This window comes from Paenibacillus sp. y28 (assembly GCF_037137075.1).
Classification (GTDB): Bacteria; Bacillota; Bacilli; order Paenibacillales; family NBRC-103111; genus JBBBNV01.
Window position 1 is genome coordinate 93468 of the sequence record NZ_JBBBNV010000015.1, and the last position, 21652, is coordinate 115119.

20 protein-coding genes and 1 other annotated feature are annotated in these 21652 nt (G+C 52.6%); of the genes, 18 read left to right on the top strand and 2 right to left on the bottom strand.

Features of this window, described 5'->3' with window-relative positions; translation table 11 throughout:
• Positions 1-113 precede the first annotated feature (113 nt).
• The 8 genes from WBG83_RS13655 (at position 114) to ileS (ending at position 7677) form a co-directional block, all read left to right on the top strand.
• Positions 114-449, top strand: coding sequence for a YlmC/YmxH family sporulation protein (locus WBG83_RS13655; protein WP_336745646.1), 336 nt, complete (start codon positions 114-116; stop codon positions 447-449).
• Between the two features lie 137 nt (positions 450-586).
• Entirely contained in the window at positions 587-1420 is an 834-nt protein-coding gene (pgeF, locus tag WBG83_RS13660) for a peptidoglycan editing factor PgeF (protein ID WP_336745648.1), read from the top strand.
• Positions 1421-1577: 157 nt separating this feature from the next.
• Positions 1578-2273: a YggS family pyridoxal phosphate-dependent enzyme gene (locus WBG83_RS13665; RefSeq protein WP_336745650.1), complete on the top strand. Its 696-nt coding sequence runs from the start codon at positions 1578-1580 to the stop codon at positions 2271-2273.
• Between the two features lie 42 nt (positions 2274-2315).
• Positions 2316-2753: a cell division protein SepF gene (locus WBG83_RS13670; protein ID WP_336745674.1), complete on the top strand. Its 438-nt coding sequence runs from the start codon at positions 2316-2318 to the stop codon at positions 2751-2753.
• Between the two features lie 16 nt (positions 2754-2769).
• Complete coding sequence (locus tag WBG83_RS13675; protein WP_336745652.1) at positions 2770-3048, top strand: YggT family protein; 279 nt, start codon at positions 2770-2772, stop codon at positions 3046-3048.
• An 11-nt stretch (positions 3049-3059) separates the two neighbouring features.
• Positions 3060-3842, top strand: coding sequence for a YlmH family RNA-binding protein (locus tag WBG83_RS13680; RefSeq protein ID WP_336745654.1), 783 nt, complete (start codon positions 3060-3062; stop codon positions 3840-3842).
• Positions 3843-3929: 87 nt separating this feature from the next.
• Positions 3930-4409, top strand: coding sequence for a DivIVA domain-containing protein (locus WBG83_RS13685; protein WP_336745656.1), 480 nt, complete (start codon positions 3930-3932; stop codon positions 4407-4409).
• Positions 4410-4600: 191 nt separating this feature from the next.
• Positions 4601-4843: a binding site (T-box leader), on the top strand.
• Between the two features lie 77 nt (positions 4844-4920).
• Positions 4921-7677 (top strand): isoleucine--tRNA ligase, encoded by a 2757-nt coding sequence (gene ileS, locus WBG83_RS13690; protein WP_336745675.1) that lies wholly within the window; start codon positions 4921-4923, stop codon positions 7675-7677.
• A 77-nt stretch (positions 7678-7754) separates the two neighbouring features.
• Here ileS and WBG83_RS13695 read toward each other — a convergent pair whose 3' ends face one another.
• Positions 7755-8477, bottom strand: a complete 723-nt coding sequence (locus WBG83_RS13695) for a TraR/DksA C4-type zinc finger protein (RefSeq protein ID WP_336745658.1) — start codon at positions 8475-8477, stop codon at positions 7755-7757.
• Positions 8478-8588: 111 nt separating this feature from the next.
• On the opposite strand from WBG83_RS13695, the gene lspA reads away from it, so the two are divergent.
• From lspA to pyrE, 10 genes are all read left to right on the top strand, one after another.
• Positions 8589-9098 carry a signal peptidase II gene (gene lspA / locus WBG83_RS13700; RefSeq protein ID WP_336745659.1) on the top strand — a complete coding sequence of 170 codons (510 nt, stop codon included), beginning with the start codon at positions 8589-8591 and terminating at the stop codon, positions 9096-9098.
• The gene (locus WBG83_RS13705) at positions 9095-10123 is read left to right on the top strand and encodes an RluA family pseudouridine synthase (protein WP_336745660.1); all 1029 of its coding nucleotides are present in this window, start codon (positions 9095-9097) and stop codon (positions 10121-10123) included. The genes lspA and WBG83_RS13705 overlap by 4 nt, the downstream gene beginning before the upstream one ends.
• Before the next feature lie 288 nt (positions 10124-10411).
• Positions 10412-11647 (top strand): LL-diaminopimelate aminotransferase, encoded by a 1236-nt coding sequence (locus WBG83_RS13710; RefSeq protein WP_336745661.1) that lies wholly within the window; start codon positions 10412-10414, stop codon positions 11645-11647.
• 406 nt (positions 11648-12053) lie between these two features.
• Positions 12054-12602 (top strand): bifunctional pyr operon transcriptional regulator/uracil phosphoribosyltransferase PyrR, encoded by a 549-nt coding sequence (gene pyrR, locus WBG83_RS13715; RefSeq protein WP_336745663.1) that lies wholly within the window; start codon positions 12054-12056, stop codon positions 12600-12602.
• Positions 12603-12631: 29 nt separating this feature from the next.
• Positions 12632-13507, top strand: coding sequence for an aspartate carbamoyltransferase catalytic subunit (locus WBG83_RS13720; protein WP_442955838.1), 876 nt, complete (start codon positions 12632-12634; stop codon positions 13505-13507).
• 38 nt (positions 13508-13545) lie between these two features.
• Positions 13546-14826, top strand: coding sequence for a dihydroorotase (locus tag WBG83_RS13725; RefSeq protein WP_336745665.1), 1281 nt, complete (start codon positions 13546-13548; stop codon positions 14824-14826).
• Positions 14827-14866: 40 nt separating this feature from the next.
• Positions 14867-16036, top strand: coding sequence for a carbamoyl phosphate synthase small subunit (locus WBG83_RS13730; RefSeq protein WP_336745666.1), 1170 nt, complete (start codon positions 14867-14869; stop codon positions 16034-16036).
• Entirely contained in the window at positions 16023-19232 is a 3210-nt protein-coding gene (carB, locus tag WBG83_RS13735; RefSeq protein ID WP_336745667.1) for a carbamoyl-phosphate synthase large subunit, read from the top strand. Before WBG83_RS13730 ends, carB begins: the two co-directional genes overlap by 14 nt.
• 119 nt (positions 19233-19351) lie before the next feature.
• Positions 19352-20083 (top strand): orotidine-5'-phosphate decarboxylase, encoded by a 732-nt coding sequence (pyrF, locus tag WBG83_RS13740; protein WP_336745668.1) that lies wholly within the window; start codon positions 19352-19354, stop codon positions 20081-20083.
• Positions 20084-20125: 42 nt separating this feature from the next.
• Positions 20126-20767 (top strand): orotate phosphoribosyltransferase, encoded by a 642-nt coding sequence (gene pyrE / locus WBG83_RS13745; protein WP_336745669.1) that lies wholly within the window; start codon positions 20126-20128, stop codon positions 20765-20767.
• A gap of 270 nt (positions 20768-21037) precedes the next feature.
• On the opposite strand, the gene mscL is transcribed toward pyrE, so the two are convergent.
• Positions 21038-21490, bottom strand: coding sequence for a large conductance mechanosensitive channel protein MscL (gene mscL / locus WBG83_RS13750; RefSeq protein WP_336745670.1), 453 nt, complete (start codon positions 21488-21490; stop codon positions 21038-21040).
• Between the last annotated feature and the right edge of the window lie 162 nt (positions 21491-21652).

The window sequence follows — 21652 nt, forward strand, 5'->3', positions numbered from 1 at the left end:
TTTCCGTTTGAAGCGACGCTTCCTCTGCCGGAGGGAGCGTTTCTTTTTTGATGGGGGCAGGACATTTTCCCCACTCCAAACATATACTGTACTAGCAAAGGAGTGGACGGCTGATGAAAATATCCGATTTTCAATCCAAGGATGTCATTAACATTGTGGACGGCAAAAAGCTGGGGCATATCAGCGATATTGATTTGGATCTGCGGCATGGCCGGATTGAATCAATCGTCGTTCCGGAGGAGGGACGTTTCTTCGGGCTGTTCGGCGGTGGAGCGGATGTGATTATTCCTTGGCAGAACATTGTCAAAATCGGGGCGGACGTCATTTTGGTCAAGCTGGATGAAGCCAAGGCGTTCCGCGACCGTTCAGAGGGGGAGCCGGAGCGGGAATATGAGGCTTCACGCCCACTTCGTGAACGGGATCGGGACCGTAGTTATCGGGACATGTAGACGGTCTTGTGTTACACTAATACAAAGTCAAAGCTGACAATGCTGAGCCTGGCGGCGTTTCGCTCCTCATTTACCCGTTCAGCGCGCCGGGTGCAAGGCAAGGTCAGGCTTTGTAGAAGAGGCATGAGGTGGTAAGCATGGAACCGTTTGTGGTATCCGGCGGAGAGGAAGGCCAGCCGGTTTTATTTCATATTCAAGATTGGGAAGCCCGCATACCGGGTTTGACGGCAGGCTTCTCCTCGCGTCGCGGGGGGGTAGGCGAGGGCAGCTTCGATTCGCTTAATTGTGCCCTGCATGTGGCAGACCGCCCGGAGCACGTGGAGCTGAACCGCCGGCGTATTGCAGGGGCCGTCGGGACAACGTTTGAGGCATGGACCTGCGCTGAGCAGGTGCATTCGGCGGAAGTGGCTGTCGTTACGCTAAAGGACCGGGGCCGGGGCCGATTAAGCCGGGCGGATGCATTTGCGGATACGGACGGGCTAATCACCCGGGAGCGGGGGATTTGGCTGAACGCTTTTTTTGCGGATTGCGTGCCGCTGTTTTTCGTGGACCCGGTAACCCGGTCAATCGGACTCGCTCATGCAGGCTGGCGCGGGACGGTACAGCGCATTGCCGGAAAAACGGTAGAACGAATGCAGGAAGCGTTCGGCGCAAAGCCGGAAACAATACGGGCGGCAATCGGTCCTTCGATAGGCGAATGCTGCTATGAGGTAGATGAAGCCGTCATACGGGAGGTTCAAGCCGGATTGCCCGATGTGACGGAAGGATGGACGCGGAGAGAGAACGGCAAATTTATGCTTGATTTAAAACAAATCAACACACAAATTTTATCAAAAGCAGGAATTTTGCCAGAACACATCGAAATAACGCAGTGGTGCACAAGCTGCAATACGGACTGGTTCTTCTCTCATCGGAAGGAGAGCGGCCGGACGGGGCGGATGACAGCTTGGATCGGTTTGGATTTGTTCTAAGGGTGGCTGTTTCCGGGTGTAGTGCTATGATGCCGATGGCAGCCGCTTCTGGCGAATTGCTTGGATCAGAGCAGTAGGATTCTCTTTTGCCGCAGCCGCTGATTTTCAGTAGAATCCTGCAAATATGGGATGGACCGCAGTTGAAAGGAAGATGCAGATGACGACGACACAGCAAGGCTTAGCAGAACGTATCCGTGCTGTAGAACAGCGGATTCAGGCAGCGTGCGATCGCAGCGGGCGAAGCCGTCAAGACATAAATGTAATCGCCGTAACGAAATATGTATCACTTGACACCGCCAGACAAGCTGTAGAAGAAGGGTGCACTCATGTCGGGGAGAACCGCTGGCAGGATGCCAAAGAGAAGTGGGAGGCAATCGGCGGTGCAGCCACCTGGCATTTCATCGGGCATCTGCAGACCAACAAGGTTAAGGATGTGCTCGGCAAATTTGCTTATATTCATTCTCTGGACCGGATATCGCTGGCTGAGGAGCTGCAAAAGAAGGCGGCGGCTTCAGGAGTAACGGCGAATTGCTTTATCCAGGTCAATGTGTCCGGAGAGGAAAGCAAATACGGGCTTGCGCCGGACAAGCTGCTTTCGTTTGTTGAAGAAATCAAGACGATGTCGGCCCTGCGCATTGTCGGTCTGATGACCATGGCGCCTTATGAGGATGCGGAGGCAACGCGCCCGGTATTCAGGGGCTTGCGGGAGCTTCGCGATCGGCTGAACCGCAGCGGAATGCTTGCATATGAAGTGCCGCATCTGTCAATGGGCATGTCCAATGATTTTGAAATCGCTATCGAAGAAGGGGCGACCTGGGTGCGTCTGGGCTCGATTCTAGTCGGTAAGGAATAGGAATATTTTGGGCAAAATGAAATGATGAGATGAGGGATGATGATGGGCGTAGTGAATAAATTTATGAATTTTCTTGGCCTTCAGGAAGAAGAGGAAATGATCGAGAAAGAAAAAATCGCCGATACTCATGAAGAAATTGAAACCCCGTTCCAAGATACACGTAAACAACAGAAGAGCAATATCGTCAGCATCCATTCGCAAAAAAATGTGCGCGTCGTGCTGAGTGAGCCCCGCTCCTACGAGGAAACTCAGGAAATTGCCGACCATCTCCGCTCACGGCGCCCGGTAGTCGTTAATTTGCAGCGTGTTCGGACGGAACAGGCGGTGCGCATTGTGGATTTCCTGAGCGGTACCGTGTATGCTTTGAATGGGAGCATCTCCAAGATTGGCCCGAACATTTTCATCTGCACGCCGGACTCGGTGGAGATACAAGGCGCGATTACCGAAATGATGGGCCAGCAGGAGACTGACTACAACTGATATCGAGGTGAAGGGATTGTCTGGTTTTCAAGGTACGATTTTGAGTTTTGTGGCTGTAGCGCTGGAAATATATTCCTACCTGATGATCGCTTACGTGCTGCTGTCATGGCTTCCAGGCGCGCGGGACAGCTTTATCGGTCAAATGCTTGCGAGGCTGGTGGAGCCGTACTTGGCGCCGTTTAGGAAGCTTATTCCCCCGATTGGCGGAATGATTGATATTTCTCCTATCGTTGCATTTTTTGCCTTTAAGTTTGTCACAATCGGTATTTTGACTGTGCTGGGCTGGATTTTGTAAGGAGGCATCGGGTGGTGAACGACAATCTTTATGCGCATTTTCATCCGGACGAACGGCCGTTTGTGGATAAAGCATCTGATTGGGTGCAGCGTGCGGCCGATCATACGGTGAAGGTGACCGATTTTCTTGACCCGCGCCAGGCTTTTATTTTGGAATCGCTGGTCAACCGCGAGCCGGACGTAAACATCCGGTTTGACGGCGGTTACGAGGGGGCTGAACGCAAAAGAGCGGTTATCGTGCCGGATTACCGCGACCCGGAGGACGAAGACATCCATCTGCAGGTGCTTGAAATTTCTTCGGACGACACCAGGTTCAGCGAGCTGGAGCACGGGGACTTTCTGGGAGCCCTGCTCGGTCTCGGGATTAAGCGGGACAAAATTGGCGATTTGCACGTGCATTCCAGTAAATGCCATTGCCTTGTAGCCGGCGAGATGATTGGGTTTGTCGATACGGAATTACGCCACGTCCACCGCGTTCATGTTCTGACGGACATCGTGCCGCTCTCCCGCCTGGAGGTGGCTAAGGTGTCGCTGGAGGAAATGAGCTTGTCGGTGGCTTCGCTGCGTTTGGACGGCATTGTAAGCGACGTTTGCCGCCTCAGCCGGGCCAAGGTGCTGGCTCCGATACAGAACGGCCGCTGCAAAGTCAATTGGAAGGTCGTCGAGGACCCGTCAAAGCCGCTTCAGGAAGGTGATGTAGTTTCGTTTCAGGGCTTCGGAAGGTTTAAAGTGCTGGAAGTGGAGGGCGTGACGAAAAAGGGCCGGATTCGTGTAAAAATTGGCAAATACATTTGAACAATGCAGGAATTCAGGCAAACCTGTCGAATATATGTTTTCAAAACCTTGTAAGTAGACGTTTTGAAAAGCCACAGGAGGTGCATCATGCCGCTTACCCCGCTGGACATACATAATAAAGAATTCAGCCGCAGCTTCCGCGGCTACAACGAGGACGAGGTCAATGAATTTCTGGATCAAATTATTAAGGATTATGAGGCCTTGATAAGGGAATCCAAGGATTTGCAAAATCAGGTGGAGACGCTGCAAGAGCGTCTGAATCATTTTGCGAACATTGAGGAAACACTGAGCAAGACCATTATTGTCGCCCAGGAAGCCGCGGATGAGGTGCGGAGCAACGCGAAGAAGGAAGCGCAGCTTATCGTGAAGGAAGCGGAGAAAAATGCGGACCGCATCATTAACGAGTCGCTCATCAAATCGCGCAAAATTTCACTCGAAATTGAAGAGCTGAAAAAACAGGCCACCATTTACAGAACGCGCTTCAGAACGCTGCTGGAAGCTCAAGTGGAGCTGCTCAATAATGACAGCTGGGAAACGTTCGCCCAGTTGAATGCGGCTAACGAGTAACGGGAATTCAGCCTTTGCCTAATGTGGCTATCGTAGAAGCCGCCGGAGGGCGGGAGACAGGTTACGCTACATGCTGGAGGAATGCAGGACTCATACATATGTCTTGTAGAACATAGAGAATATTCGCCTGCAGGAAGCGCAGGAAGTTGACTATTTACCGCGCTTGGGCTATACTCGGGCGTAATAAACTGTGTAAAGCGATGACTGGGACAAGTAAATCGGGCTTTTGCCGGTGCCAGCGAGTTAGGGTTTTGGTGCAAGCCTAATCCCGGCCGCCGATTGAATATCACCCAGGAGTGTCTCTTGAACGAGCTGAAGTAGAGAGAACCGGCTGATCCCGTTACCGATCGTCAAGCGGAGAAGGCACGGGTGCGGCAGCACACGGCTGCTGAATCCGAACTAGGGTGGTACCGCGTGCACATCTCGTCCCTTGAGGGACGGGATTTTTTTGTTGTGATGCGCTAGAGCAGTGTTACTATGGATGAAGGAGAAGAGATAACGAATGAGTGAAATCGACTATTCCAAAACATTAAATCTGCCTGTAACGGAGTTTCCGATGCGCGGGAACTTGCCGCAGCGGGAGCCGGATATTCAAAAGGCTTGGCAGGAGCAGGACATTTACGGACAAGTGCAGAAGAGCCGGGAAGGCAAGCCAAAGTTTATTTTGCATGACGGGCCTCCTTATGCGAATGGGGATATTCATATTGGTCATGCGTTAAACAAAGTATTGAAGGACTTTATTGTCCGTTTCAAAACGATGCAGGGCTTTGACGCGCCGTATGTCCCGGGCTGGGATACGCACGGCCTGCCGATTGAGCAGGCTATTGCCAACAGCGGCAAGGTCGATCGCAAAAAAATGAGCGTTTCCGAGTTCCGCGAGTATTGTAAGGAATATGCGCTGAAATGGGTGGAGAAGCAAAAGGGCCAATTCCAGCGGCTTGGCGTGCGAGGAGATTGGAGCAACCCGTACATTACGCTTCAGCCGGAATATGAAGCCCAGCAAATCCGGGTATTCGGCGACATGGTCAAAAAAGGGTATATTTACAAAGGGCTGAAGCCGGTATACTGGTCCCCTTCGTCGGAAAGCGCGCTTGCGGAAGCGGAAATCGAATACCGCGAGAAAACGTCGGCTTCTATCTACGTGGCCTTCGAGGTTGCCGACGGGAAAGGCAAGCTGCCTGAAGACGCGGCCGTTGTGATTTGGACGACCACACCTTGGACGCTTCCCGCCAACCTGGGAATCAGCCTGCATCCGGAATATGATTATGCTGTGGTAACTGCGGCTGGCCGCAAATTCGTTGTGGCTCAAGGCTTGCTTGAAGCAGTCGCCAAAGAGATCGGCTGGAGCGATGTGCAGGTAGTGTCCACGATAAAAGGAGCAGAGCTGGACGGCGTTCTATGCAAGCACCCGTTCTATGACCGCACTTCGCTGGTCATGGCGGGAGAGCATGTCACGCTGGAAGCAGGAACAGGCTGTGTCCATACGGCTCCGGGACACGGGGAGGATGACTTCCTGATCGGACAGCGCTACAGCTTAGGGGTGCTTTGCCCTGTGGACGATCAAGGGAAGTTCACTTCCGAAGCGCCGGGCTTTGAAGGGATTTTTTATGATAAAGCGAACAAACTAATTACAGAGAAGCTGGAAGCATCAGGACATTTGCTGAAGCTAGGTTTTATTAATCACCAGTACGCGCATGACTGGCGGACCAAGAAGCCGGTCATTTACCGGGCTACTGAACAATGGTTCGCTTCCATTGACAAGTTCCGTGATACGATGCTGGAGCAAATCAGCCAGTTGAACTGGACGCCGCATTGGGGCGAAGTGCGGATGCATAATATGATCGCGGATCGCGGGGACTGGTGCATTTCCCGCCAGCGGACATGGGGCGTGCCGATTCCGATTTTTTATTGCAAAGGCTGCGGAACCCCGCTTGTAAACGATGCTACGATTGAGCATGTGGCAGGCATTTTTGAAGAGCATGGCTCCAATGCCTGGTTCGACCGGGAACCGAAGGATTTGCTTCCGGTCGGCACGTCGTGCTCCTGCGGAAGCGCGGAGTTCCGTAAAGAAACAGATATTATGGATGTCTGGTTTGACTCGGGCTCCAGCCATGCAGGCGTGCTGGAGACCCGTCCGGAGCTGCAGTGGCCGGCCGATTTGTATTTGGAAGGCTCGGATCAATATCGAGGCTGGTTCAACTCCTCCTTGATTACGGCAACCGCTGTACGCGGGCAAGCGCCGTATAAAGGGATTTTGAGCCATGGCTTTACGCTGGATGGCGAAGGCCGGAAGATGTCCAAATCCCTCGGCAATACAATTGATCCAAATCAGGTATGCAATAAGCTGGGCGCGGATATTTTACGTCTATGGGTTGCTTCCGTGGATTATCAGGCGGACGTGCGCATTTCGGATAATATTTTGACCCAAATTACAGAGGGTTACCGAAAAATTCGCAATACCCTGCGTTATTTCTTGGGCAATTTGTCTGATTTCAACCCGGCTGTTGACCGCGTTGAAGCGTCCGCCATGAATGAGCTTGACCGCTACGCGCTGCTTTGTCTGAACCGTATGACCCAAAAAGTGCTGCAGGCATATGACGCTTATGAATTCCATGTGGTTTATCAAGCGGTGCACCATTTCTGCGCTGTAGAGATGAGCGCGTTCTACCTGGATATCGTGAAGGATCGCTTGTACGTCAGCCACCCTAATGACAAAGCGCGCCGGGCTGCGCAAACCGTTCTTTATGATGCGCTGCTGGCGATTGTAAGACTGATGGCTCCAATTGTGCCGCATACAGCCGATGAAGTGTGGGGGCATATTCCGCATACGGGCTTGTCCAGCGTTCAGCTGGCAGAATTCCCTGTGCCGGATAAGACCCTGGAGGATGAGGCGCTTGAAACGAAGTGGGAGGAATTCATTCTTGTGCGCGATGAGGTGAACAAAGCGCTAGAGGGTGCCCGCAAAGAAAAGGTTGTCGGCCAGTCGCTGGAATCCTGCCTGCATTTGTACCCGGATGAGGAAACGGCAAGCCTGCTGTCTCAAATGGAAGCGCTCGATCAGCTCTTTATTGTATCCAGGGTCGAAGTGTATGCGCCGGGAACGGCACCGGCTCCTTCTGCCTCTGCGCTTAAGGGAGTGGCCGTTAAGGTTGCGGTGGCTGAAGGCGACAAATGCCAGCGCTGCTGGGTTGTGACTCCGCTGGTGGGCCAAGACGAGGATTATCCGCATATTTGCCCGCGCTGCGCGGATGTAATGAAGCGGTTGTAATAAAAAGCCGGGACAGCGCTGCGAATGCAGCGCTCCCGGAACGATTTGTGTCTTGAGGACAGCCTGGTTGAAGCCTCTTATTCAACCAGGCGATTTGGTTCGAGGAGCGGCTCGCCCTCTTCTTCATCCAAATAGCGCTGGTATTGCTTGTTGCGGATGACGGTGATATTTCCGCCATAAATATCGGTGGCCAGGAAGCTTTCCAGCGGCTCGACATAACCGTCCAGCTCGCCAGCTTCAATATACATGTCATCATAGCTTTCAATTTGGCGGTCCTCCGCCATAGCCGGAGAGTCGGAGTTTCCCCAGCTTTCAACGATTTGCCAGGCATCTTCGCCATCGAAGCCGTTGTATTCGTGCTCATCCAGACTCGTTCGTCCAAAGGGCGGGGATAGAAATTGCTCCTCCACCGGACGGCGCTCGGACACGAACCGATCCGGCACGTGATCGACATGCTCGGCTGCGGTCGGCAGTGCTTCAAGCCGTTCATATGGAATGGGTTTGCCGGAGACCCTGCAGATGCCATAGGTTCCGCTATCCATGCTTAGCAGGGCTTGATTAATTTGCTCCAAATGCACTTTGGCATTTTCGTGCAGAGCGATATCTTTCCCCCGTTCATAGGTTTCCGTTGCGACATCGGCGGGGTGGTTATCATAAGCCGACAGCTCGCCGATTGCATCCCGCTGGGATTCACTTAAGCCGAAATCATCATTTTGTGCAAAATAGTGCTCCAGCTCTGCTTTTTCCTGAAGTAAACGGCTGCGCAAATGCTGCAGCTGTTCATCCGTCAAATGCGGCATCTCGTTATCTCCTTTCATAGCTGCCCTTTCGTCTCTAGGTTGAGCCGAAAGCGGGAAAACTAACAAGGGAATAACTTGCAGCGTCCGGCTCATCATCAAAGGAGGAAACCGATGCGTTTCATATGGTGGTATTACGTTGTGGCGATTGTAATTTTCGCCCTGGATCAAGTAACCAAATATGTGATTGTAACCAATATGGCTCTGTATGAGAGCAGAGCGGTAATCGGCGAATTTTTCACGATTACTTCTCACCGCAACCGCGGGGCAGCCTTTGGTATTTTGCAAAATCAGCGCTGGTTTTTTATTGTCATTACGCTCGTTGTGGTCGTCGGTATTGTTTATTATTTAAACCGGTCGGTTCGTGAGAAGAAGCGTCTGCTTCCGGCGGCTTTAGCCTTGCTGCTTGGCGGGGCGCTGGGCAATTTCATTGACCGGGCGCTGTACGGCGAGGTTGTAGATTTTCTGCAGTTCCGCTTTCAGTTTTCCTTTTTCGGAACACCGGTAGATTACACGTACCCCATCTTCAATTTGGCGGATTCCGCTATCGTTATCGGGGTCGCGCTCATTTTGCTCGATTCCGTCATTGCATGGCGCAAAGAAAAACGTGAGGTAGCATCATGAAGCATACAAGAACTACAGAACCAACCAGCAGTGTAAATGGACCTGACTTGGAGCACAATACTGCTGCAGCAGGCTTTTTGGATGCCGCTTCGGAGGAGGAAGGCACAGAACAGCACATCGAGCTTGTTGTCCAGCCGGATGAGGCCGGACAGCGGATTGACAAGCTGGTTGCCGAGTCGATGGAGCAGGAGGTGTCCCGGACACAAGTACAGCAGTGGATTCGGGACGGTTATGTTACCGTCGGCGGCAGGATGGTGAAGCCGAATGCCAAGCTGAGTGAAGGCGATCAGATTCGGGTTAAGCCCCCGGAGCCGGAAGCGCTCGAAATCGCGCCGGAGAACATACCGCTGGACATTGTATATGAGGATTCAGATATGATCGTCATTAACAAACCGCGCGGGCTGGTCGTTCATCCTGCGCCGGGGCATACTTCAGGCACGCTGGTAAACGCGCTGCTTTACCACTGCGGGGATTTATCCGGCATCAACGGCGTGCTGCGGCCCGGAATTGTTCACCGCATCGACAAGGATACGTCAGGCCTAATCATGGCCGCGAAAAATGATCTGGCCCATGCCGGGCTGGCCGCCCAGCTTAAAGATCATACAGTTACCCGCAAATACATTGGCCTTGCGTATGGTGTAGTGCCCCATGAGCAGGGGACGATCGACGCTCCGATCGGCAGAGACAGCCAGGACCGCAAAATGTATACCGTGACGGATAAAAACAGCAAGCATGCCGTGACTCACTTTGTGGTGCTGGAGAGATTTCCCGACGCTACGCTGCTTGAGCTGAAGCTGGAGACAGGGCGTACGCATCAAATCCGTGTGCATCTGAAGTTTATCGGGCACTCTCTGGTCGGCGATCCGATGTACAGCACCCGGAACAAGGCGATTACGATGCAGGGCCAGGCGCTGCATGCGGCTGTGCTTGGCTTCGTTCATCCGCGCACAGGGGAGCGGCTCCATTTTGAAGCCGGGCTGCCTGAGGATATGAAGCTGGTGCTGGAGCAGCTGCGCAGCAGATAGAGTGTGCTCCGGCTATGGTTTTTAGCGTTCTCGGCGTGAGGTGCATCGCGGCATACAGCAGCCATCGTCCCAATTTCTATTTTGGAATAAAGCCCGGTGAAATCGTGTATTTACGAAGTAGCAGAGCTTTGGGGACGTAACATAGTATGGTATATGTGGAATAATGCAAATTAAAGGCGCTTTATTCTATGGAAACAAACGGGTGAAACCGATACACTTGGATACTAGATAAATGAGAACTTGTTACCTTTGTTGACATCATATCCAGAAGTGATGGAGGAATCCGGCATGGCTAAAATTAATCAAAATTACCTGCAGCTGCAAGGCAGCTATTTGTTCTCCGAGATTGCAAAGCGCCGCACCAAATTTATTAGTGAAAATCCGAATGCCCAAATCATTAGCCTTGGTATCGGCGATGTAACCCGCGCACTGCCTCAGTCCGTTCTGACTGGTCTGCACAACGCTGTGGACGAGCTGGCTAGCGAGAAGTCGTTCCGCGGCTACGGTCCGGAGCAGGGCTACGATTTCTTGATCAACGCTATTATTGAGCACGACTACAAAACCCGCGGTGTTACGCTGAATTCGAATGAAGTGTTCGTCAGCGACGGCTCCAAGTGCGACGTGGGCAACATCCAGGAAATTTTCAGCGGGGACAGCATTATTGCGGTTCAAGATCCGGTGTACCCGGTTTATGTGGACAGCAACGTAATGGCTGGACGCTCAGGTAACTATAATAAAGAAACGAACCGTTACGACAACATCGTATACTTGACCTGCAATCAGGAAAATAACTTCAAGCCGGAGCTGCCGACTCAAAAGGTCGATTTGATTTACCTGTGCTATCCGAACAACCCGACAGGGATGACTCTTACGAAGGCGGAACTGAAGAAATGGGTTGATTATGCGAAGGAAAACAAATGTATCCTTTTGTTCGACTCCGCATATGAAGCCTTTATTCAGGAAGATGATGTGCCGCGCAGCATTTATGAGATCGAAGGCGCGAAGGAAGTGGCGATTGAATTCCGCAGCTACTCCAAAACCGCCGGCTTTACAGGTGTGCGCTGCGCCTACACTGTCGTGCCTCGCGAGCTGAAGGCTTATGATGAGGACGGCAATGAAATGCTGGTAAACGACCTGTGGAACCGCCGTCAAACGACGAAGTTCAATGGCTGCTCCTATGTAACGCAAAAAGGCGCGGCCGCGATTTACACGCCGGAAGGCCGTGAGCAAATCGCGGCGCTGGTCGATTATTATATGAGCAACGCAAAGGTCATTCGTGAGGGCTTGTCTTCTCTGGGCCTTAGCGTATTCGGCGGTGTCAACGCCCCGTACATCTGGCTGAAAACGCCGAACAATCTCAGCTCCTGGGAATTCTTCGATAAGCTTCTGTCCGAAGCTCATATCGTCGGTACGCCGGGTGTCGGCTTCGGTCAAGCGGGTCAAGGCTATTTCCGTCTGACTGCATTCGGCAGCCGCGAGAATACCGAGGCCGCTGTGGAACGGATTAAAAAGCTGAGCCTGTAGGCTACAGAGCGAGTTGAAGACTTTGAGAAAGCAGCAGCTTTCCCAAAGTCTTTTTTCTATATTCTGAATACTGCGGGGGCATTGGAATCACATAGGAAATGTCTTGACTTCTTTTGTCGAAAGTGCGATAATCCTGTTAAATGAATAGAACCTTTAACTCAGTCCCGAGAGGCTGGCAAGGTTACGTGAATTCCACCGCGCTGCGGGCTGGACATAGAGCACAGGCTTAAACCGAAAGGTGAGTCGACCTGTGTTTGTCCACGCGCGCAGATTTGGAAAAGCTCCTTGCTGCTACGGCACAAGGAGCTTTTTTTGCGGGAAGTCGTACATCTTTGCTTAGCCGGAATCGCACTTGCCGACCCGCAGGGAAGAAACGCCGCCAGACCGGATAGAAGGAGGAGCGGGCATGGCCGTTATCAAAAATATGATTATGGACGATGTCGCCATTCGGCGGGCATTAACGCGCATCGCCCATGAAATCCTTGAAAAAAATAAGGGCGTAGAAGACTGTATCTTTGTCGGAGTGCGTACAAGAGGCGTCTATCTGGCCCGCCGCATTGCCGAGCGGATTCAGGAAATTGAAACGGTATCTGTCCCGATTGGAGAGCTGGATGTGACGCGTTACCGCGATGACCGTCCCGAATTTAACGCTCCTCCCGAGGTTACGGAAGACCGGCTGGCGATACAGAATAAAAAAATTATTTTATGCGACGATGTTCTTTATACCGGGCGGACCGTCCGTGCGGCCATGGATGCCTTGATGGACCTGGGACGGCCCCAATCGATTCAGCTCGCCGTACTGGTGGACCGGGGGCACCGCGAGCTTCCGATTCGACCTGATTTTGTAGGCAAGAACGTTCCGACCTCCAAGCAGGAGCAGATTGAAGTGCACCTGAGCGAGATTGACCAGGACGACAGCGTCGTGATATTACAACAAAGGGGGACGACCGGATGACACAGGCAAACGTAGGGATCGACCGGCATATGCTCGGCATTAAGCAGCTCGGCAAAGAGGAAATTGTAAGCATACTAGACCGGGCGGCCTATTGGGAAAGCTATCCGAAGAAAGTAACGGATGTCCTTCAAGGTAAATTTGTCGCAAACATGTTTTTCGAGAACAGCACGCGGACCCGCTTTTCCTTTGAAGTGGCGGAGAAGCGGCTGGGCGCGGAGGTGCTTAACTTCTCTGCAGCCGCCTCCAGTGTGGAAAAGGGCGAGTCCATCTATGATACGGTACGTACGCTGGAATCGATGGGGATTGACGCCGGCGTCATCCGGATGAAGCCGATTGGTCTGCTGGCGGAGCTCGCGCAAAAAATTAAAGTGCCGCTTATCAATGCGGGGGACGGCAACAATGAGCATCCTACACAGGCGCTTCTGGACTTCTATACGATGCGCAAGGTTTTTGGAGAGTTCAAGGGCTTGACCGTCTCGATTATCGGGGACGTGCTGCACAGCCGGGTAGCCCGCTCAAATGTATACGGCCTAACGAAGCTTGGGGCGAAGGTGAAGTTTTGCGCTCCTGTCAACATGCAGGCGCCGGAGCTGGCAGAGTACGCAGACTATGTATCTATAGATGAAGCTCTTCAGTCCGATGTTGTCATGATGCTGCGCGTTCAGCTGGAGCGTCATGCCGGCGGCATGATTAAGTCGGCGGAGGAGTACCGCGAGCACTATGGCTTAACGGTGGAAAGAATGCAGCGGATGAAGCCACACGCCATCATCATGCATCCTGCGCCGGTCAACCGCAATGTCGAGATTGACGACGAACTGGTGGAGCATGAGAAGTCGAAAATTTTCACACAGATGAGCCACGGGGTTCCGATTCGGATGGCCGTTGTAGAACGGGCATTAGTATAAAACAATAGCAGCAAAATTGACATCGCCGGAGGTTGGTCATGGGAATTTGGATACTTAACGGAAACGTATGGAACGACGCTGCAGGTCAAATGGAAGTACAGCATATCCGGGTTGTGGAAGGGACTATTGCCGAGGTAACGGCGAATAAGCCGGACAATACCGCAGGCTATGAAGTCATTGATGCTTCCGGCAAGCTTGTCTCGGCAGGCTTTATCGACATGCATGTGCATTTGCGCGAGCCTGGCTACGAGCACAAGGAAACGATTGCCAGCGGAACTCGCTCGGCTGCCAAAGGCGGCTTCACAACTATCGCCTGCATGCCGAATACCCGCCCGGTTATCGATACGCCGGAAACCGTCGGCTTTGTATTGGACAAGGCTCAAACGGAAGGAATCGTTAAAGTTCTTCCTTACGCCTGCATCACCAAAAATGAGCTTGGCCGTGAGCTGACCGATTTTGCGGCGTTGAAAGAAGCAGGAGCTATCGGGTTCACAGACGACGGCGTCGGCGTTCAGAACGCGCAGATGATGAAGGATGCCATGAAGCTGGCCGCATCGCTGGAGCTGCCGATTATTGCGCACTGCGAGGACGACACACTAGTGGTCGGTGCTCCGGTCAATGAAGGCACATTCGCTACGAAGCACGGTCTCAAGGGCATTCCGAACGAATCCGAGGCGATTCACGTCGGCCGGGACATTTTGCTGGCGGAAGCAACGGGAGTTCATTACCATGTGTGCCACGTGAGCACAGAGCAGTCCGTACGTCTGATTCGTCTGGCGAAGCAAATCGGGATTAAAGTGACCGCAGAGGTTTGCCCGCATCACCTGCTTCTCTCGGAGGAAGATATTCCGAGCATGGATGCCAACTGGAAGATGAACCCGCCGCTGCGCTCCCGACGTGATGTGGAAGCCTGCATCGAAGGGCTGGAAGACGGCACTATCGATATGGTGGTTACGGATCATGCGCCGCACAGCCCGGAAGAAAAAGCAAAAGGCATGCAGCTCGCGCCATTCGGCATCTTAGGCTTTGAAACAGCATTCCCGCTGCTTTACTCGAAGTTCGTGCTTACCGGGAAATGGACGCTTGGTTTCCTGTTGGATCGTATGACTAAGGTGCCGGCCGATGTATTCGGTTTGGCCCAAGGCCGCCTAGCGCCTGGCAGCGCAGCAGACATTACAATTGTAGACATCGAGGAAGAACGCGCGGTGGACCCGGACACATTCTTGTCCAAGAGCCGCAACACGCCGTTTATCGGCTGGAAGCTGCGCGGCTGGCCGGTAACTACGCTGGTTGACGGCAAAGTGGTCTGGACGGAATAGTAAGGGACAGGTTAGCGAAAACCGAGAAGGAGTGAAACCCATGCAAGCAAGATTATTATTGGAAGACGGCACGCTTTTTACCGGAAAAGGGTTCGGCGCTGAAGGCGAATCGACGGGAGAAGTTGTGTTTAATACAGGAATTACTGGTTATCAAGAGGTGTTGTCGGACCCGTCCTACTGCGGACAAATCGTAACGATGACATACCCGCTGATCGGGAACTACGGTATCGCCCGTGATGATTTTGAATCCATCCGCCCGTTCATCCATGGCTTCGTCGTGCGCGAGCATGAATATGTGCCGAGCAACTGGAGAGCGGAATATACGCTGGACAGTCTGTTGAAGGAATACGGCATTGTCGGAATCAGCGGCATCGATACCCGGATGCTGACCCGCAAAATTCGTCATCACGGCGTAATGAAAGGTCTGCTCACTACATCCAGCAAGCCGGTTGCCGAGCTGATGGAGCAGCTGCAAGCCTCCAAGCTTATGACAGACCAAGTATCGCGTGTATCGACGAAAAGCGTATTTGGCTGCCCTGGAACGAAAGAGCGTGTCGTGCTGGTCGATTTCGGCGCTAAAAGCGGCATTGTGCGTGACCTGACAAAACGCGGCTGCGACGTTGTGGTTGTGCCTCATGATGCAACTGCAGACCAAATTCGCCGCCTTGCTCCGGATGGCATTCTGCTGTCCAACGGCCCTGGGGACCCTAAGGACGTTTCTCATGCCGCCAAAATGATTGCCGAGCTGCTCGGCGAATACCCGATTTTCGGTATCTGTCTTGGCCATCAGCTGTTCGCGCTCGCCTGCGGTGCAGATACGACCAAGCTGAAATTCGGTCACCGCGGCGGTAACCACCCGGTGAAGGATTTGATTTCGGGCCGCTGCTACATTACTTCCCAGAACCACGGCTACACGGTACTTGAGGATTCCATTCAAGGCACGGAGCTGGAAGTGACGCATATTAACAACAACGATAAGACGATTGAGGGACTTCGCCATAAGAAATATCCGGCCTTCTCAGTCCAATACCATCCGGAAGCAGCGCCAGGACCGTTCGATTCAAGCTACCTGTTCGATGATTTCCTGGATATGATTCGCACCTTTAAACAAGACAATCCGCAGCTGCCGCGCCAAGCGCAAATCGTAGCCGCACGCCCGGTTATTGCCGCCCCGGAACGGAAAGGAGCTCTTCAATATGCCCAAAAATAATACACTCAAAAAAATTCTTGTGATTGGCTCCGGTCCGATTGTTATCGGACAAGCGGCCGAGTTTGACTATGCCGGTACCCAGGCTTGCCAGGCGCTGAAAGAAGAGGGCATGGAAGTTGTCCTCATTAACAGCAACCCGGCGACTATCATGACCGATACAAACATGGCGGACAAAGTATACATCGAGCCAATTACACTCGATTTCGTATCGCAAATTATTCGCCAGGAGAAGCCGGACGGACTGCTGCCGACTCTCGGCGGACAAACCGGTCTGAACATGGCGGTTGAGCTTGCCCGTCACGGCGTTCTGGAGAGAGAAAATGTAAAGCTGCTCGGTACACAACTGACAGCAATTGAAAAGGCCGAAGACCGCGACCTGTTCCGCGACCTCATGCGTGAGCTGGAGCAGCCGGTACCGGAATCCGTTATCGTAACGACGGTTCAGGAAGCACTTGATTTCGCCAATGAAATCGGCTATCCGATTATTGTCCGCCCGGCGTACACACTCGGCGGCACCGGCGGCGGGATTTGTGCGAATGAAGAGGAGCTGCTGGAGACGGTTGCCTCCGGTATCCGCTACAGCCCGATCGGCCAATGTCTGGTGGAGCGCAGCATCGCCGGCATGAAGGAAGTTGAGTATGAGGTTATGCGTGATGCCAATGATAACTGTATCGTTGTGTGTAACATGGAGAACTTCGACCCGGTTGGCGTTCATACCGGCGACAGCATCGTCGTGGCGCCAAGCCAAACCTTGTCTGACCGCGAGTATCAAATGCTCCGCTCAGCATCGCTCAAAATTATTCGCGCCCTGAACATCGAAGGCGGCTGCAACGTTCAATTCGCCCTCGACCCGCACAGCTTCCAATATTATGTTATCGAGGTTAACCCGCGTGTCAGCCGCTCCTCGGCGCTGGCTTCCAAAGCAACGGGCTATCCGATTGCTAAAATGGCGGCTAAAATCGCTATCGGCTATACCCTTGATGAAATCGTCAACCCGGTTACCGGTCAAACCTATGCTTGCTTTGAGCCGACGCTGGATTACATCGTATCGAAAATCCCGCGCTGGCCGTTCGATAAATTCACAAGCGCGAACCGCAAGCTCGGAACACAAATGAAAGCAACCGGAGAGGTTATGGCTATCGGCCGGACCTTCGAGGAATCCATTCATAAAGCTATCCGTTCCCTGGAAATCGGCGTGCATCGCCTGGCGCTGAAGGAAGCGGACCAAATCGATAAAGAAACACTGGAGCTGCGTCTGCGCAAGCCGGACGATGAGCGGATGTTCCTGATTGCCGAAGCTTACCGCCGCGGCTACACGCTGCAGCAAATTCAGGATTTAACGAACATCGACTGGTGGTTCCTCGGCAAGCTGGAAGGCTTGATTCAATTCGAAGCAGAGCTTCAGCAGGATGAACTGACGCCGGAGCTTCTTCTCGAAGCGAAGCGTAAAGGATTTACAGACCGTGCTATCGCAGAGCTGCGCACACTGGCGGGACTTGCCACTTATACCGTGGAAGCCGATGTCCGCGCATACCGTCTGAAGCAAAGCATCAAGCCGGTTTACAAAATGGTTGATACTTGCGCGGCGGAATTCGAAGCGACGACTCCGTACTACTACTCGACTTATGAGACGGAGAACGAGGTAACTCAAAGCGAGAAGCAAAAAGTGGTCGTGCTCGGGTCCGGTCCGATTCGGATTGGCCAAGGGATCGAGTTTGACTATTCCACCGTTCATGCGGTCTGGGCAATTCAAGCAGCCGGTTATGAAGCGGTCATCATTAACAACAACCCGGAAACGGTATCGACAGACTTCAATACTTCGGACCGGTTGTATTTTGAACCGTTGTTCTTTGAAGATGTTATGAACGTTATCGAACAAGAGAAGCCAATAGGGGTTATCGTCCAATTTGGTGGACAAACCGCTATCAACCTGGCTGCGCCGCTTTCCAAAGCGGGTGTAACCATTCTTGGCAGCAGTCTGGAAAGCATTGATGCTGCGGAGGACCGCAAGAAGTTCGAAGCGCTGCTCAGCAGCCTGAACATTGCACAGCCTCCAGGAGGCACAGTAACTTCCGTAGACCAGGCTGTAGGTACAGCTGCGCAATTCGGTTATCCGGTGCTCGTTCGTCCTTCCTACGTGCTGGGCGGCCGTGCGATGGAAATCGTGTACTCCGACGAAGAGCTGCTGAGCTACATGGAGTATGCCGTCAAAATTAATCCGGAGCATCCGGTTCTGATTGACCGCTACATGCTGGGTAAAGAGGTTGAGGTCGACGCGATTTGCGACAAGGAAACCGTCCTTATCCCGGGCATCATGGAGCATGTTGAGCGTGCAGGCGTTCACTCCGGCGACTCGATTGCCGTGTACCCGACACAATCCATCAGTGCTGAAATTAAGCAAAAAATTATCGATGTTACGATCAAAATCGCCCGCGCCTTGGAAGTTGTCGGTTTGGTCAATATTCAATTCGTTATCTACAATGACGAAGTGTATGTTATCGAGGTCAATCCGCGTTCCTCGCGTACTGTGCCGTTCCTGAGCAAGGTCACCAACGTGCCGATGGCAAATGTCGCTACCCGCGTCATTATGGGACAAAAGCTGAAGGATCTTGGCTACGAAACCGGCTTGTGGCCGGAGGATGAGTTCGTTTCGGTTAAAGTGCCGGTGTTCTCCTTCGCCAAGCTGCGCCGTGTAGATACTTCGCTCGGACCTGAAATGAAATCGACCGGCGAGGTTATGGGCCGCGATATTAACTATGCCAAAGCGCTGTACAAAGGCTTGATTGGATCGGGCATGAAGATTCCGCCAACCGGTTCAATCATCGCCACAGTAAGCGACAAAGATAAAGAAGAAGCTATCGAATTGCTGCGCGGCTTTGCACAGCTTGGGTATCATATCGTCGCTACAGGCGGTACCGCCAAAGCAATTGAAGCTGCCGGACTGCGTGTAAGACGCGTGAACAAGCTGAGCGAAGGCAACCCGAACATTCTAGACCTCATCCGTAATGGTGAAGCTCACTTTGTCATCAACACACTGACCAAAGGGAAAACACCGGAGCGTGACGGATTCCGTATCCGCCGCGAAGCAGTTGAGAATGGTGTAGTGTGTATGACCAGCCTGGATACGGTACGTGCATTGCTTCATATGCTGGAGGCACTGAATTTCTCCTCCCGTCCAATGCCAGTGTACTCATAAGAATCGTGTAGTATTGACGGCCTGACACTCTGCAGCCGCCCATTCGGGGCTGCGGAGGGGTGTTGGGCCTTCCTTATATCAACTTTCCTGAAAAACGGGGATAACAAGGGGGAGTACCGATGACAGCTGCAAGCAGAGCGGAGATAGCCGGGCGCATGATGGTCGCTTTGGATTATCCGGACGCCGGACAGGCCAAAGGGCTGATTGAAAGGTTGAAGGGTATTCCCTGTTATATGAAGGTGGGTATGCAGCTTTTTTATGCCGCAGGTCCGGATTTCGTGCGGGAATTGAAGGAACAAGGCTACAAGGTGTTCCTGGATCTCAAAATGCATGATATTCCGAACACAGTAAAGGGAGGCGCAAACAGCATCACGAAGCTGGGCGTCGATATGTTTAACGTTCACGCGGCCGGGGGCAGTCAGATGATGAAGGCGGCGATGGAAGGTGTAACCGAGGCCTTGGCGCTTGCAAACACACAGACCAAGCCGATGGTCATTGCGGTTACACAGCTTACCAGTACAAACCAGCAAACACTGAATGAAGACATCGGCATACCGGGCACAGTGGAGGAGGCGGTTGTCCGCTATGCGAGGCTTGCGCAGCAGGCCGGCTTGCATGGCGTTGTGGCGTCACCGCTGGAGGTAGAGCGGATTAAAGGCCAGCTTGGAGCAGGCTTCGTTACGGTAACTCCGGGGATTCGCCCGGCCGGTGCCGATGTTGGAGACCAGTCACGGGTAATGACGCCTGCGCAGGCGTTTGCTCAAGGGACGGATTATGTCGTTATCGGCCGTCCGATTACAGCGGCGCCTGACCCGCGGGAAGCAATAGAGTCTATAATCGCCTCGGTTTAATCTAAAGCAATACAACCATTTTGTTAAGGAGCTGATTTACATATGCCGACACTCGAACAACTTCCACATGCCATTGCCTCGTCCCTGCTCGAAATCGGGGCAGTCAGTTTGCGCCCGAACCAGCCGTTTACTTGGACATCCGGGATTAAATCGCCGATTTACTGCGATAACCGGCTGACCATTTCGTATCCTGCAATCCGGGATCAAATTGCCGATGGCTTCAAAACCTTAATCCAAAGCAAATTTCCGCAGGCGGATATGATTGCGGGTATTGCGACAGCCGGTATTCCGCATGGGGCTTTTGCTTCCCAGAAGCTGGACTTGCCGATGATTTACGTACGGGACAAGGCGAAGGGCCACGGGAAAGAGAATCTGATTGAAGGCATTAGCCCGGCCGGGAAAAAGGTTGTGCTTGTGGAGGATTTGATCTCCACCGGTGGCAGCTCCTTGAAGGCTGCGCTGGCTGTGAAAGAAGCAGGCGGCGAAGTATTGGGTGTTGTCGCTATTTTCACCTATCAGCTGGACAGAGGCATTCAAGCCTTTGAGGAGGCGGGAATTCCGCTGTATACGCTATCCAACTATACAGCACTGATTGAAACCGCCCTGCAGCAGGGGAAAATTGCTCAAGAGGATGTAGCTCTGCTGCAATCTTGGCGTGCGAACCCAGCTGAGTTCGGTAAATAAACCCTTGCTTGACGACACAGATGTAACTTTGAAGCGATTTTTACGCAGCCCAGTATCAAATATTGCAAAAAGACCATGCCCGGACATATTCCGTGCATGGTCTTTTTGCGTTTTCACTGCAAACTGCTCGATAAAACGCTCAAAAGCCGAGCTCGATAAGTAGAATCCGCCGATCTGCCGATCTGAATACTCGACCGACCGCCAGGAAGTGCCATAACGGGACGTTTGGGATTCGCGCACGTTGTCGCTCCGTTACGGCCTGAATGTCACTTAAGCAGTTTCCACAGCAGATTCAGGCTGCTCGGAGGTGCAGTGCTTGCAGCGGGTTGCTTTAATTGGAATCTCGGACAGGCAGTAAGGGCATTCCTTCGTTGTTGAAGGCTTGGCCTCTTCGATTTTTTTGAAGCGGTTCAACTGCTTCACGACGATGAAAATTACCCCCGCGACAATGAGAAAGTCCAGCAGTGTTGTGATAAATTGGCCGTAGTTGAAGGTCGGCGCATTAGCCGCTTTTGCCTCTACCAGCGTTTCATAGTGGACCCCGTTCAGTGAAATGAAGAAGTCGGTGAAGTTCATGCTTCCCAGCAATTGGCCGACTAAAGGCATAATGAGGTCATTCACGATCGAGGTGATTACCTTCCCGAAAGCGGCTCCGATAATGACACCGACCGCCAAATCAATCATGTTGCCTTTGAAGGCGAATTTTTTAAACTCGTTCCACATGTGTTTCGCTTCCTTTCGTTCCTACAGAAAATGTAACGTTAATAGATTGGACTCTACATCACTAGCGTTGCATTAATTTTCCCTGAATCTTCATAATTTTCTGTATTTATCTCATTCAGACGCAAAAAAATCCTTTACAATGGATTGGCAGGTAGTTCCTGT